At 63.0% G+C, this 15,120-nt stretch carries 9 protein-coding genes and 2 pseudogenes; 3 read left to right on the plus strand and 8 right to left on the minus strand.

Going from position 1 to position 15,120, the window contains the following annotated elements:
- On the minus strand, positions 1-1,428 hold the full coding sequence (locus ASD63_RS24665) for an MFS transporter (protein ID WP_034800163.1): 1,428 nt from the start codon (positions 1,426-1,428) through the stop codon (positions 1-3).
- Between the two features lie 132 nt (positions 1,429-1,560).
- Positions 1,561-6,354, minus strand: coding sequence for an NAD-glutamate dehydrogenase (locus ASD63_RS24670; protein ID WP_034800165.1), 4,794 nt, complete (start codon positions 6,352-6,354; stop codon positions 1,561-1,563).
- Positions 6,355-6,639: 285 nt separating this feature from the next.
- Here ASD63_RS24670 and pdxY point away from each other — a divergent pair, with 285 nt between their 5' ends.
- On the plus strand, positions 6,640-7,521 hold the full coding sequence (pdxY, locus tag ASD63_RS24675; protein WP_034800179.1) for a pyridoxal kinase PdxY: 882 nt from the start codon (positions 6,640-6,642) through the stop codon (positions 7,519-7,521).
- Between the two features lie 129 nt (positions 7,522-7,650).
- Positions 7,651-8,304, plus strand: coding sequence for a carbonic anhydrase (locus tag ASD63_RS24680; protein WP_034800167.1), 654 nt, complete (start codon positions 7,651-7,653; stop codon positions 8,302-8,304).
- A gap of 79 nt (positions 8,305-8,383) precedes the next feature.
- Here the strand turns inward: ASD63_RS24680 and ASD63_RS24685 are convergent, their stop codons facing one another.
- Positions 8,384-9,205 (minus strand): lytic transglycosylase domain-containing protein, encoded by an 822-nt coding sequence (locus tag ASD63_RS24685; RefSeq protein WP_034800180.1) that lies wholly within the window; start codon positions 9,203-9,205, stop codon positions 8,384-8,386.
- A gap of 193 nt (positions 9,206-9,398) precedes the next feature.
- Positions 9,399-10,433, minus strand: coding sequence for an aspartate-semialdehyde dehydrogenase (locus tag ASD63_RS24690; RefSeq protein ID WP_034800169.1), 1,035 nt, complete (start codon positions 10,431-10,433; stop codon positions 9,399-9,401).
- Positions 10,434-10,918: 485 nt separating this feature from the next.
- On the opposite strand from ASD63_RS24690, the gene ASD63_RS24700 reads away from it, so the two are divergent.
- Positions 10,919-12,808, plus strand: coding sequence for an MFS transporter (locus ASD63_RS24700; RefSeq protein ID WP_034800173.1), 1,890 nt, complete (start codon positions 10,919-10,921; stop codon positions 12,806-12,808).
- Between the two features lie 101 nt (positions 12,809-12,909).
- Here the strand turns inward: ASD63_RS24700 and ASD63_RS24705 are convergent, their stop codons facing one another.
- From ASD63_RS24705 to ASD63_RS36330, 4 genes and pseudogenes are all read right to left on the minus strand, one after another.
- On the minus strand, positions 12,910-13,599 hold the full coding sequence (locus ASD63_RS24705) for a phosphatase PAP2 family protein (protein ID WP_034800174.1): 690 nt from the start codon (positions 13,597-13,599) through the stop codon (positions 12,910-12,912).
- Between the two features lie 231 nt (positions 13,600-13,830).
- On the minus strand, positions 13,831-14,077 hold a 247-nt coding region (locus ASD63_RS24710; protein ID WP_244497277.1), incomplete at its 5' end, for an isocitrate/isopropylmalate family dehydrogenase.
- A gap of 1 nt (position 14,078) precedes the next feature.
- Positions 14,079-14,609, minus strand: a pseudogene (locus tag ASD63_RS36325) (isocitrate/isopropylmalate family dehydrogenase); the annotation flags it as partial.
- Between the two features lies 1 nt (position 14,610).
- Positions 14,611-15,119, minus strand: a pseudogene (locus tag ASD63_RS36330) (isocitrate/isopropylmalate family dehydrogenase); the annotation flags it as partial.
- Between the last annotated feature and the right edge of the window lies 1 nt (position 15,120).

Below are 15,120 nucleotides of genomic sequence, written 5' to 3' on the forward strand. Positions count from 1 at the left end.
TCAGAAGCCGTCGCTTCCCCAGGATGCGGCGGCTTTTTTGCGACCGTCATCGGCCGGATAGGGCGTGCGCAGAAGGATCAGCAGGCCGATCACCAGAAAAGCAATCAGCGCCATCATGCCGATCCGTGCCGAGCCGGTGGCAAGCGTGATCGTGGCAACGGATGCGGGGGCGAGGAACGAGGTGGCCCGGCCGGACAGCGCATAGAGGCCGAAGTAGCGACCGGCCTCGTCGAGGCTGACGCTGCGGGCGAGGTAGGAGCGCGACGAGGCCTGAACGGGGCCGAAGGCGACACCGACGAGCAGGCCGTAGAGAATGTAGGCCTTTTCGGCGGCCGTGCCGAACAGGCCGCCGGTATCTTCCATCGACAGCGGCAGCAGCCCGAACAGCGTGAAGCCGGGGCCTGTCGAGACGATGCCGATCGTGGCAATCGTCAGGCAGATCAGGCTGGCGGTGACGATCACCTTGGAGCCAAGGTGCGCATCCAGCCAGCTGGCGCAGAGGCAGCCGCCGATCGCGACGACGTTGAGAATGATGCCGTAGACGCCGAGCTCCAGGGTCTGCCAGGCGAACATCGCGGCCGCGAAGGTGCCGCCGAGTGCCAGCAGACCATTGACGCCGTCCTGGAAGACCATGCGCGCGATCAGGAAGCGCAGGATCCCACGCCTTTCCCGAAGCTCGACGAGCGTGCCCTTGAGCTCCCTGAGGCCAGTGACGGTTGCCTTGCCGAGCGACATTGCCGCCTTGGTGGCATCGGGCGTGAACAGGAACATCGGCAGGATAAAGACGAGGTACCAGACGGCGGAGATCGGGCCGGTGATGCGTGCATCCTCCCCCTTTGCCGGATCCAGGCCAAACAGAGGGTCGATGCCAAGCGCCGTCTTGCCGGTCTCAGGACTTCCGGCAAGCAAGGCCACGACGGCGACCAGCACGATCATGCCGCCGAGATAGCCGAGCCCCCAGGCGATGTTGGAAATGCGCCCCACGTCCTTCTCCGGCGCCAGACGGGGCATCATCGAATCGTTGAAGACGATCGAGAACTCGGCCGCGACCGTCGCGAGGATCATGAAGATCGCCGGATAGAGGATCGGCGAGCCGGGGGCTGCGAACCAGAGCATAGCCAGCGATGCGATCTTGATGACGGCGAAGAAGGCGATCCAGGGTTTGCGCGGCCCGGTGGCGTCGGCGATCGAGCCGAGCACCGGCGAAAGAACCGCGATGATGATGCCCGAAACCGTGAGCGTGTAGCCCCACATCGCCTGGCCGACCGCATGGTCCTCCGTCAGCCGCGATACGAAATAGGGGCCGAAGATGAAGGTCGTGATGACGGTGAAGAAGGGCTGCGCGGCCCAGTCGAACAGCATCCAGCCGCCGATGCCCGCACGGGACGTGCGTGGCTGGTCTTCAGTCCCCCCGGCCGAAATCTGCAAAGTCCCCTCCCGAAACGACTGCGCCACGCGTCCCCTCGAACGCGCGGCGCAGCCTATCTTCAATTGAACCGATTCCAAAAGGTCTGGAACCGGACGCGGGCGAAAAAACTGCCCGCATCCTCTTTGGTACCGTTACTTGGCCCTTCCGCGTGCCAGGTCGTTGAGGAGACCTGCAGCGACGGTGATCTTGGCAAGCGTCGTTTCACCCTTCTCGGTCAGAAGGCGCAGCTGGCCAGTCGCCTGGGCGACACGGACGCGCTCGCTTTCTTCCCAGGCCGCAACCGGGTTGCGCTCCTTCTTCTGCTCGCGCAGGGCTGCCGCGGTGATATCCCGGCGTGCCGCCGCGATATCGGATACGGCGCGTGACAGAGCCATGGCCTCGAACTGCTCGGTTGCCGGAACGCGATCGGATGCCGCCAGCAGACGGTTGATGCGAAGCGTGTCGGTGACGGCGAAATAACCTTGCGCCGTGCGGCTCAGCGTCTCGCCGGTTTCTGCGGCAATCTGCATGATCTCGGGCACCAGCGTCATCAGCGCCAGTTCCGAGATTTCCTCGGCGAGCTTGGCGGGAACGCCACCCTCGACGAAGGCTGCCGTCTTCAACCGGGCTTCTTCGGCGCTCTCGCCGGACACTGCAGTGCGCATGGTCGCACGCAGCTTCTGCAGGCCGTCGCCGAGGCGCGATACGGCCTCGGAGACCGAGCCGGTCGCCGCATGGGTGCGCAGCGCCCGCTCGGTGACGAGCGTGAAGATGCGGCCGACTTCCTGGTAGAGGATGTTCTGCAGGCCGCCGCTGATCTTGTTGTCGAGCGCGTCGATCTCGTCATAGATCCGCGGCAGGTCGAAGCCGTCGAGCGCCAGCACCGCCGCCTTGACGACGTCGGCCGAGAGGAAGCCGGTGGCGTCCGTCAGGGTCGAGACAAAGGCCGGACCACCGCGGTTGATGACCTCGTTGGCGAGGATCGTCGCGATGATTTCGCGGCGCAGGCGGTGACCGTGGATATCGCCGGCATAGGCCTTGCGCATCTTGCCCGGGAAGTAACGCTCGAGCGTCGCCGTGAAGTACGGATCGTCGGGCAGCTCGCTCGCAATCAGCTCATCGAAGAGAACGAGCTTGGAGTAGGAGAGCAGCACGCCGATCTCCGGGCGGGTCAATGGCTTGCCCGCCTGGTAACGCTCGGTCATGGCCTGGTCGGTCGGCAGCGTCTCGACCTTGCGGTTGAGATGGCCGTCGGCCTCCAGCCGGGTCATGAGCCGGCCGAGCGTCGTGCGGTTGCCGAGCCCTTGCATGGCGGTCAGAGAGATCGCCAGCGACTGCTCGTAGTTGTTGCGCAGCACTAGGTGGCCCACTTCCTCGGTCATCGAGGCGAGCAGCGTGTTGCGCTTCGGACGGGTCAGGCGACCATCGCGCATGGCGGAAGCCAGCGCGATCTTGATGTTGACCTCGACGTCGGAGGAGTTGACGCCCGCCGAATTGTCGATGGCATCCGAGTTGCAGCGGCCGCCATTGAGGCCGAAGCCGATGCGGCCCTTCTGGGTGACGCCGAGGTTGGCGCCCTCGCCGATGACGCGGGCGCGGACCTCTTCGGCTGCCACGCGAATGGCGTCGTTGGCGCGATCGCCAACTTCGGCGTCCGTTTCGTTGCTGCCGCGCACATAGGTGCCGATACCGCCGAACCAGAGCAGGTCGACCTGGCTCTTCAGGATCGCGTTCATGATCTCGAACGGCGTTGCCTTCTGCTTGTCGAGGCCGATGGCGGCCATCGCCTCAGGCGTCAACGTCACCGACTTCTCGGCACGCGAGATGATCATCGCGCCGTTCGAAAGCGTCTTGCGGTCATAGTCCTGCCAGCTCGAACGCGGCAGGTCGAACATGCGCTTGCGCTCGGCAAAGGACCCATCGATATCCGGATTCGGATCGATGAAGATATCGCGATGATCGAAGGCTGCGATGAGGCGGATCTTCTCGGACAGAAGCATGCCGTTGCCGAAGACGTCGCCCGACATGTCGCCAACGCCAGCAACGGTGAAGGGCGTCGTCTGGATGTCGGTGTCCATCTCACGGAAGTGCCGCTTGACGGTCTCCCAGGCGCCGCGGGCGGTGATGCCCATCTTCTTGTGGTCGTAGCCGGCGGAACCGCCCGATGCGAAGGCGTCGTCGAGCCAGAAGCCCGCTTCCTGTGCAAGGCCGTTGGCCGTGTCGGAGAAGGTCGCGGTGCCCTTGTCGGCAGCAACGACGAAGTAAGGGTCGTCGCCGTCATGGCGCTGCGTGTCGGCCGGCGGTACGACATCCTGGCCGACGATGTTGTCGGTGACCGACAGCAGCGTGCGGATGAAGGTCTTGTAAGCTTCGGTGCCGGCCTTGAAGATTTCGTCGCGGGTGCCGCCCACCGGAAGCAGCTTCGGATAGAAGCCGCCCTTGGCGCCGACGGGCACGATAACGGCGTTCTTGACCTGCTGCGCCTTCACCAGACCGAGCACTTCCGTGCGGTAGTCCTGGGCGCGGTCCGACCAGCGAAGGCCGCCGCGGGCGACCTTGCCGAAGCGCAGGTGCACGCCTTCGACCTCGGTGCCGTAGACGAAGATTTCGCGGAACGGATGCGGTTCCGGCAGACCGTCGAGCTGCTTCGGGTCCAGCTTGAAGGCGAGGACTGCGCGCGGTTTTCCGTCGGCGTCATGCTGGAAGTAGTTGGTCCGGAGCGTCGCTTCGATCGCGTTGACGTAGCGTCGCAGAATCCGGTCCTCGTCGAGGCTCGGAACGGCCGAGAGCGCGTCCTCGATCGCCGACAGCAGCGCGTTGCACTTCTTGGCGCGCGGCTTTTCCTCGAGCTTCGGATCCATGCGGGTCACGAACAGCTTGAAGATATCGGCGGCAATCGCCGGATACTTGTTCAGCGTGTCGGCGATATAGCCCTGAGAGTAGGTGATGCCGGCCTGTCGCAGATAGCGGGCATAGGCGCGCAGCACCGTCACTTCGCGGGCGTTGAGGCCCGCAAGCAGGATCAGCCGGTTGAAGTTGTCGTCCTCGATCGCGCCGTTCCAGGCGGCCAGGAACGCCTCTTCCAGCGCCGGGCCGGATTTTTCGAGATTCAGCGCAAGGCCATCGCGATGGATCAGCTCCATGTCGTGCAGCACGACCTTGCGCTTCTCTTCGCCATGGGCATTGACGCCGATGTCGTAGGTCTGTTCGCTGATGACCCGGAAGCCCAGGTTTTCAAGCAAAGGTACGCGGCGCGAAAGCGACACTGGTTCGCTGGCGTGGAAGATCTTGAGCTCGGCCGTGTCCGGCCGCGAGACGGCGCGGGGATAGTGGTAGAACTCGATGCGGATCGGATCCGGGCCCTTGCAGGCGGCGATGTCGGCCAGATCGGCATAGGCTTCAGCCGGCGTGAAGAACGACTGGTAGGCATTGTCGACATCGAGCTCGATGCCGTCCTTGCGGGCAAGCAGGTCGAACCGGTCGATCCAGCGGGTGACGATGCCGCGAACGGCTTCTTCGAGCTTGGCCTGCGGAATGCGCGGCGTCTTGCCGGCGGAGCGGCCGATGATGAAGTGGACGCGGGCAAGGCCCCCTTCCGGGAAGGCCGGGTAGTAGGCGGAGACGCGACCGTCATAGACCGTCTTCAGGTAGTCGCCGATCTTTTCGCGCACATCCGAATCGTACTGTTCGCGCGGCACGAAGACGATCACCGAGACGAAGCGGTCGAAATGGTCGATGCGTGGCAGCACGCGGATGCGCGGCCGGTCGCCGAGTTCGTTGATCTGTTCGCAGAAAGCGGCGAGCAGGCCGACATCGATCTGGAAGAGATCGTCGCGCGGATAGGATTCGAGCGTGTTGTCGAGCATCTTGCCGGAATGGCTCTGCGGATCGTAGCCGAAGTGATCGACGATCTTTTCGATCTTGTGGCGCAGCAGCGGGATCTCGGCCGCCTGGCGGGTATAGGCCGAGGAGGTGAAGAGGCCGACGATGCGCAGTTCTCCGGCGACATTGCCGTCGGCGTCGAAGCGCTTGACACCGATATAATCCATATAGGCGCGGCGATGGACGACCGATTTGACGTTGGCCTTGGTGACGATCAGGAAATCCGGGCTTTCGAGGAAGGCGAGAATTTCAGGCGTAGTCAGCACCGCGTCCTTGCCCTGGCGCAGCACGCGCACATCGGGATTGGAGAGCATGCCGAGGCCCCTGCCCTTGCCGCGCTCGACCATCGCCTTTCCGCCCTTGCCGGAATAGGTGTATTCGCGCATGCCGAGGAAGGTGAAGTTGTTGTCACGCAGCCAGCGGAGGAAGGCGAGCGCCTCGTCGCGGTCGCTCTTCTTGCGCGAGGCGTTATAGGCCTCCAGCTCCTGCATCGCATGATCGAGCAGCGCGGTCATCGCTGGCCAGTCGTGCACAGCCTGGTGCACCTGCTCCAGCACGTCGCGAATGCGGTTGCTGAGCTGTTCGGCCTCGACCGGCGCGAGCTTCGTCAGATGGATCTGGATATGGCTGACGCGGTGCGACGGATCGCTTTCCTCTTCGGGATCGAAGAGCTTTGCCGGCTTGCCCGGTTCCTTGACCAGGATGGGGTGGATCGCGAGGTGAATGTCACGGTGCGTGCTGGTGATTTCCCCCATGACCGAATCATAGAGGAACGGCATGTTGCGTTCGGTGACCGCGATGATCGACACCTCGGTGCCGCCAGGTGCTACACCGGCGACGGATTCGACGGAAACCTGCGGCTTGCCGCCATCCCAGCGGGCGAGTTCCTGATAGGCATGGGCGGCCGTCAGCGCCAGCATGTCCGCCGAATAGAGATCGAGGTCATCGTTGCTGGCCCCACCGAAGAGGATCTCCGGCGCCAGCGCCTCGACGCCCAGTTTGATGGCGGCCGCCTTCGCTGCGTCGATGTGTCTGTCCCGCTTCGGATTGTATTTCACGCCCATGAAGTCTCTCCCATTCATGATAGGCCAAACCCTATCAGAACCATGGCTAATGGCGACCGCTTTTTACGCTGATTTCGGCAAAATCGAGCCCAAAATCGGAGAATTTCACGTGAAAACAGCTTAAATCCATTTAAATCGAAGGTAATTTCGCGAAAATTGCTCGAAAATCGAAGAAAAAGCACGAAAACGCCAGAGGCTTCTCCGGAGCCTATCTGCCATCGGCTGTTGACAGGGGGGTGACAGTCGGGTGAACAGAGTTTCGAGATCGTAGGATTGGACTGGTCGATGCCCGAAATGCCTTCCCTGCCCGGCGCCGTCATCGTCATCTCTAGCCATGTCGTGCGCGGCAAGGTGGGCAACAGGGCCGTGGTCTTCGCGCTTGAAACTCTGGGGCATCCAGTCTGGGCCCTCCCGACCGTCATCCTCCCCTGGCATCCGGGCCACGGCCGCTCGACGCGGGTCACCATTTCCGATCAGGATTTCGGGTCGGTGATCGATGACCTCATGGCAGCACCCTGGGCCGGAGAGGTGCGTGCCGTGCTTTCGGGCTACCTCGGCTCGGCCGGACAGGCCGAAAGCGTGGCCCGGCTGGTGACGGCGCTGAAGGAGCGCAATCCCAAACTGATCTACGCCTGCGACCCCGTGATCGGCGATGCTGGCGGTCTCTATGTGCCGGAAGTCACGGCGGTTGCCATTCGCGACCGGTTGCTGCCGCTTGCAAATCTCGCGACCCCGAACCGTTACGAGCTTGCCTGGCTTGCCGGGGCGACGTTGGAGACGAACACGGCGATCCTTGACGCAGCGCTCGGCCTCGGTCCGGCCCGCGTCTTGGTGACGTCTGCCGTGCCGATGATGAGCGGCGGGACCGGTAATCTCTTTCTCTCGGGCAACCACGCCCTGCTTGCCGAACATCGTTTGGTCGAAAACCCGCCGAATGGTACGGGCGACCTGTTGGCGGCGGTGTTTCTCGCCCGGATCCTTGAAGGACTTTCAGAGGAACGTGCCTTGCAGATGGCGACTGCGAGCGTATTTGAGATCATCGCGCGGAGCGTCAAGCGCGGCGCGGATGAACTGACCATCGAGCAGGACGCGTCGAGCCTATCGACGCCAATGGCGATGGTGCAGATGCGCCGACTGGTTCATCCGAATCAGATGCGGCGCAAGTGAAGAAGCTGTTCACGGACCGCCACCCCTATGGCATCGTGGATTGAATTTTAGATCGCGATCATTTTCATGACGGAGGCGCAGGTGGGCGAAAGCCGGCCATGCCGCCTTGAAGCACGAGCGGAGCAATCGATGGACAAGCAGCAGCAGCGTTTTCCGGACTATCTTCTGAACGGCTACCACAACTTCATGAACGGTCGCTTCAGCGAGCAGCAGAAACGCTACAAGGCGCTGGCGGAAACCGGTCAAAAGCCGAAGACGATGGTGATTGCCTGTTGCGACTCGCGCGCTGCGCCGGAAACGATCTTCGACAGCGGCCCGGGCGAACTCTTCGTCGTGCGCAACGTCGCCAATCTCATGCCGCCCTACGAGCCGGATGGTCACTACCACTCCACTTCGGCAGCCCTCGAGTTCGCCGTGCAGTCACTGCGCGTCAGCGACATCGTCGTCATGGGCCATGGCCGCTGCGGTGGTATCAAAGCGGCACTCGATCCCGATGCGGAGCCTCTGTCACCGGGCGATTTCATCGGTCGCTGGATGCATCTGCTGAGGCCCGCGGCTGAGCAGATCCAGAGCAACGACGTGATGACGCAGGCGGAGCGCCAGCGTGCGCTCGAGCGGGTTTCGATCCGCAACTCGCTTGCCAATCTGCGCACTTTCCCGTGCGTCCAGATCCTCGAGGCCAAGGGCAAGCTCCACCTGCACGGCGCCTGGTTCGACATCTCGACCGGCGAACTCTGGGTGATGGACCCGGTGACGGGCGACTTCTCCCGCCCGGGAATGTAATCGGTCAGCAAAAAAAGGCCCGGCTCTTTCGAACCGGGCCCTTTGTCTGGTTGGTTATGCGTTCCGAAGGACGAAAATCCTAGAGACCGTCGATCTCGGCGCCGATGATGGCGATCGCCTGCTGGTAGACGCTTGCGGCGTTCCAGCCCTGGATCGCAGCGAAGTTCGCCTGACCCTGCTGATAGCCGGCGCCCGGCTGCCAGCCATGGCCGCGCAGGAAATTGGCGGTGGATGCCAGCGCGTCGGCCTTGGAGCGAACCATGTCGACATGGCCGTTGCCATCGCCATCGACGCCGTATTTCAGGACGTTGGCGGGCAGGAACTGGGTCTGGCCGATCTCGCCGTGGGCGGCGCCACGCGCATCCGGGCTCAGATCGCCGCGCTGCACGAGCTGCAGGGCCGCATAGAGCTGGTTGGTGAAGTAGTCCGAGCGACGGCAGTCATAGGCCAGCGTCGAAACGGCCGAGAGCGTGTGCTCCTTGCCCATGAAACCGCCGAAGCCGGTTTCCATGCCCCAGATGGCAATCAGCGGGCCAGCCGGCACGCCGTAGCGCCGCTCGATGCTGGTAAAGAGTGCGGCGTTCTGCTGCTTCATCTTCTTGCCGCGGGAAATGATCACCTGGCCGCCGCGCTTCTGCATGAACTGCTCGAGCGACAGCTTGAAGCTCTTCTGGCCGCGGTCGGCGCGGATCGTCGCCTTGTTGTAGGAGACGCCGGAGAGTGCACGGTCGAGCACCTGCGGGCTGATGCCGTTGCCGGAGGCCTGCTGCTTGAAGTTCTGCACCCAGGCTTCAAAGCCGCTTCCGTCATTGCCGCATTGGGCGGCAGATGCCACCGCCGGAAAAACTGCAGTCGAAATCAGGGCGGCAAGCCCCACTGCTGCGCACTTCGCCCTGTGCATGAAATACCCCGTCATAGCCCGAATCTCGTTGCTCTTAAAAATGCCAGCCTTCGCCGGCCGTGTCACCTACCGCAAGCGGCAGGTAACTTTATCGTGGTTTCACGTGAATCCGGGAAGGATCGGCCCCTCGTGAAACAGGAAACCCGCCAGGCTCGAAAGAGCCTGGCGGGAGTGAATGGTTCTAATGCCGTTTTCAGGCAGCCTGCTTGCGCGGCTTGATGAGGCCACGATTGACCAGCAGCTCGGCAATCTGGATCGCGTTCAGAGCGGCACCCTTGCGCAGGTTGTCGGAAACGACCCACAGGTTGAGGCCGTTCTCGACGGTTGCGTCTTCGCGGATGCGCGAGATGTAGGTCGCATCTTCGCCGGCGCACTCATAAGGCGTGACGTAGCCGCCGTTCTCGTGCTTGTCGACGACGAGGCAACCCGGCGCTTCGCGCAGGATGTCGCGCGCTTCGTCAGCGGTGATCTCGTTTTCGAACTCGATGTTCACCGATTCCGAATGGCCGATGAAGACGGGAACGCGCACGGCAGTGCAGGTCACCTTGATCTTCGGGTCGAGCATCTTCTTGGTCTCGGCGAGAACCTTCCACTCTTCCTTCGTGTAGCCGTCTTCCATGAACACGTCGATGTGCGGAATGACGTTGAAGGCGATGCGCTTGGTGAACTTCTTCGATTCGATCGGATCGGCAACGAAGACGGCGCGGGTCTGGTTGAAGAGTTCGTCCATGCCGTCCTTGCCGGCGCCGGAAACCGACTGGTAGGTCGAGACGACGACGCGCTTGATCTTGGCGTGGTCGTGCAGCGGCTTCAGCGCGACGACGAGCTGGGCGGTCGAGCAATTCGGATTGGCGATGATGTTCTTCTTGGTGAACTGCGCGATCGCGTCCGGGTTCACTTCCGGAACGATCAGCGGCACTTCGGCGTCGTAGCGCCAGGCCGAGGAGTTGTCGATGACGACGCAGCCCTGCTGGCCGATCTTCGGCGAATACTTCAGCGATACGGCGCCGCCAGCCGACATCAGGCAGATATCGGTGTCGGAGAAGTCGTAGTTTTCGAGGTTCTTGACCTTGAGGGTCTTGTCGCCGAAGGAAACTTCGGTGCCCTGGGAGCGGGCGGAAGCGAGGGCGACCACTTCATCCGCGGGAAAGCCGCGTTCGGAAAGGATGTTCAGCATCTCCCGGCCGACATTGCCGGTGGCGCCTGCGACTGCAATCTTGAAACCCATGATCTAAGCTCTCTTTTCTGTCTCTCCTCGTCGGGTGAGGGGGAAACCGCGCGACCTGCCGCGAGGGTTCCTGTCCCCGGCCAAACCGGGGAGAGAGCGGAGGGCCAGAGACGTCAGACGGTTTTCGTCGTCGTTTTGGCCGTTGTTTTGCAAGCGAACGAAAAATCGACATCCTGCCCCGCGGCAAGAGCCGGCAGGATCAAAGCAGCGATGGCTGGACCGATCGGTCGCATGGTGGTGATTTCCTCGTTCGTCGCTGCTCTTACGCGGTTTTGGGGAAGAGTCAAGACATTGCCGCGCGCCGGCACGCCCCCGCCCTGCCCGCGATCGATCGCCGCATTAGACGAAAGTCATAAGCCGAAAGCATCTCTGCCTGTGATGACACTTTTCTGACATCCTCATTTCAGGCGCACCACGTCCGGACGTTCGAGGGAGGAATGCTGGACCAGCCAATGGGCGCTCCTTTGGAGTGGAGGATTATCAAAATGGCAAATGTCGCGACAGCGGACGACGCAAAAACGCGTCCGATGACCGGCGAGGAGAAGAAGGTCATCTTCGCCTCGTCGCTCGGTACCGTCTTCGAATGGTACGATTTCTATCTCTACGGTTCGCTCGCCGTCTACATCGGCGCGACCTTCTTCAGTTCCTACCCGGAAACGACGCGTAACATCTTCGCGCTTCTGGCCTTTGCCGCGGGCTTCCTGGTTCGCCCGTTCGGCGCGCTCGTCTTCGGTCGCCTGGGTGACCTCGTCGGCCGCAAATACACCTTCCTCGTGACGATCCTGATCATGGGTCTGTCGACCTTCCTGGTCGGCATCCTGCCCGGCGCTGCCTCGATCGGCATTGCCGCGCCGATCCTGCTCATCGTGCTGCGCATGCTGCAGGGCCTGGCGCTCGGCGGCGAATATGGCGGTGCGGCAACCTACGTGGCCGAACACGCGCCGCATGGGCGTCGCGGCTACTTCACGTCCTGGATCCAGACCACGGCGACGCTCGGTCTGTTCCTGTCGCTGGTGGTGATCCTGCTCGTGCAGTTCGCGCTCGGCAAGGAAGCCTTCGCCGCCTGGGGCTGGCGCATTCCGTTCCTGCTGTCCTGCGTGCTTCTCGGCATTTCCGTCTGGATCCGTCTGAAGATGAACGAATCCCCGGCCTTCAAGAAGATGAAGGAAGAGGGCAAGGGCTCCAAGGCGCCGCTTCGGGAAGCCTTCGGCCAGTGGAAGAACGCCAAGATCGCGCTTCTGGCGCTGTTCGGTGCCGTCGTCGGACAAGCCGTGGTCTGGTACTCCGGTCAGTTCTACGCGCTGTTCTTCCTGACCGGTGTCCTGAAAGTAGACGGTCAGTCGGCCAACATCATGGTCGCCGCCTCGCTTTTGATTGGCACCGGCTTCTTCGTGCTCTTCGGCTGGCTCTCCGACAAGATCGGCCGCAAGCCGATCATCATGGCCGGTCTGCTGCTTGCGATGCTCACCTACTTCCCGCTGTTCAAGGCGCTGACCTGGGCCGGTAACCCTGCACTCGCTGAAGCCCAGGCAACCGTTCGCGCAACGGTGACCGCGGCTCCCGGCGACTGCAAATTCCAGTTCAACCCGACGGGCACGGCGAAGTTCACCACCTCGTGCGACATCGCAACCGCGTTCCTCACCAAGAACTCCGTTCCCTACGACGTCGTCACGACGGCAGCAGCGGGCACGGCGGCGACGGTCAAGGTCGGCGACACCACGATCAACAGCTACGACGCAGTCGCTGCTGGCGATGGTGCCAAGGCCGCCAACGCCGCCTTCGAAAAGCAGACCAACATGGCGCTCCACAATGCCGGCTACCCGCTGGTTCGTGGCGCGGCAAAGGTTCCGGACGCCAAGCTTGACGGTTTTGTCACCGCCAACCCGGAACTGTCGCTTGACGCAGCCGCTGTCCGCGGCGGCGAAAAGACCATGGTTCCGGCCGAAAAGCTCATCGCCGACAAGCTGCTGACCAAGGATGAAGTGGGCGCTGCCACCGAAATGGCCGTCTACACGATCGCCGGCGGCGGCACCTACGCGATGGTCGCGGATCCTGCCAACGTCAACTGGACGACGATCATCGCGGTGCTCACCGTGCTCGTCATCTACGTGACGATGGTCTACGGCCCGATCGCAGCCCTGCTGGTCGAACTCTTCCCGACCCGCATCCGCTACACCGGCATGTCGCTGCCCTACCACATCGGCAACGGCTGGTTCGGCGGTCTGCTTCCGGCAACGGCCTTCGCGATGAGTGCTGCCCAGGGCGATATCTACTACGGCCTCTGGTACCCGATCGTCTTTGCAGGGATCACGCTGGTCATCGGCCTCCTCTTCCTGCCGGAAACGAAGGATCGCGACATCCACGCGATGGATTAAGCCCGGCGCTCCCGGAGAGAACAAATCCCGGGAGCACCTCAAATCTTCCCCGAGCTATTATGGCTCTCCTGACTCCGGCGCGGTCTTCCGCGCCGGCTTTTTTATTGGGTCGGCTCGCTGCGTCCGGCAAGCGGCCAACCGCCCGGGCCGAGGCGAAACAGGCGACCGTATTTGGCAAAGACAAACGCCATCATCACCGATGTCCAAAGGCCGAGCAGCAGCCCGGCGGCGACGTCGCTCGGATAGTGTGCGCCAACGATGACGCGGGAAACACCGATCGTCAGCGCCAGGACCAGAAAGAGTGGCCTCAGTCTCGGCAGCAGCATGGCGAAGACGCCGAAAAACGCACCGGCCGCAGTCGAGTGCCCGGACGGAAAGCTCTCATAGAGATCACTGGCGGCGAACGGCGTCAGGCTGTAGGCGCCGAGCTCGGCAAAGAGTTCCGGTCGTGCCCGGCCGATCAGGAGCTTCAGCGTATGCACCAACGCGCTGGCGGTGCCGATCGTCAAAAGGAAATAGGCGGCGAGGTCGCGGGCAGTGCGCGCCTTGTTTTGAAGCGGCCCCTGGCTTGCCGCCCGGCGCAGCACGAAGGCCCCCGCAAGCAGGATACCGGAAAGATAGATCATCCAGCCAAAGGTACCGAAATCGGTGATCCTTTCATTGAAGGTGACGATGTTGTCCGGCAGGCCTTGCGCGCGCTGTGACAGGAACGGATCGAGCGGGATGAGCGCGAACACGAGGATGGCTGTTGTCAGCACGATCCATCCGGTGGCCGCAAGTGGTCGGTTCATGGTTCTCCCATCCTGCCACCCAGATCGCGCGGCAATTGTCTGTTCCTGTCGGGGCACGATGCAGGGCGCTTCCCGCGCCAGGCGGCCCCGGTCCGTCTTTTTCCGATGTGTCGGTTCTTTTGGCAAATTCAAGGCCGTGGAATGCAAAACACCTCCGGATGCGCTCCGGAGGTGTTGGTTTTCGTAGGCCTGTTGGCGTCGGCGTGACGCCGATCCGGGATCGGTTGTCGCTTACGCCGACAGCGCCTTGAACTCGGCAAGGATGGCTTCGCCCATTTCGACGGTTCCGACCTTCCGTGCGCCTTCGGCCATGATGTCGCCGGTGCGGATGCCCTGGTCGAGCACGTTGGCGATCGCCTTCTCCAGATTGTCGGCTTCCGTCACCAGGTTGAAGGAGTAGCGCAGGCACATGGCGAACGACGCGATCATCGCGATCGGGTTGGCGATGCCCTGGCCGGCAATGTCGGGTGCCGAGCCGNGCGTCGGAACTTGTCAGGATAGAGCACGTTGGCGATCGCCCTCTCCAGATTGTCGGCTTCCTTCACCAGGTTGAAGGAGTAGCGCAGGCACATGGCGAACGACGCGATCATCGCGATCGGGTTGGCGATGCCCTGGCCGGCAATGTCGGGTGCCGAGCCGTGCACCGGCTCATAGAGCGCCTTGCGCTTGCCGCTGACACCATCCGGCGCGCCGAGCGAGGCCGAGGGCAGCATGCCGAGCGAGCCGGTGAGCATCGCGGCCACGTCCGACAGCATGTCGCCGAACAGGTTGTCGGTGACGATGACGTCGAACTGCTTGGGCTGGCGCACCAGCTGCATGCCGCCGGCGTCCGCCAGCATGTGCTCGAGCTGGACGTCGGAGTACTTCGCCTTGTGCGTCTCGGTCACCACCTGGTTCCACAACACGCCCGACTTCATGACGTTGCGCTTTTCCATCGAGCAGACGCGGTTGTTGCGGGTGCGGGCCAGCTCGAAGGCGACGCCGGCGATGCGCTCGATCTCGTAGGTGTCNCTTCATGACGTTGCGCTTTTCCATCGAGCAGACGCGGTTGTTGCGGGTGCGGGCCAGCTCGAAGGCGACGCCGGCGATGCGCTCGATCTCGTAGGTGTCATAGACCTGGGTGTCGATGCCACGCTTCTGGCCGTTGCCGAGATCGACGATCTCCTTCGGTTCGCCGAAATAGACGCCACCGGTCAGCTCGCGCACGATCAGAATGTCGAGGCCTTCGACCAGTTCCGGCTTGAGCGACGAGGCGGCGGAAAGCGCCGGGTAGCAGATCGCCGGGCGCAGGTTGGCGAAGAGCTCGAGATCCTTGCGCAGGCGCAGCAGACCGGCTTCCGGGCGAACCTCGTAGGGCACCGCATCCCACTTCGGACCGCCGACGGCGCCGAACAGCACCGCATCGGCGGCAAGCGCCTTTGCCATGTCCTCTTCCGAGATCGCCTGACCGTGGGCGTCATAGGCCGAACCGCCAACCAGGCCCTCGTCCGTCACGAAGCCGGCACCAAGCTCGGCATTCAN

Origin of the sequence: Ensifer sp. Root558 (assembly GCF_001427045.1) — a bacterium.
Classification (GTDB): Bacteria; Pseudomonadota; Alphaproteobacteria; order Rhizobiales; family Rhizobiaceae; genus Ensifer; species Ensifer adhaerens.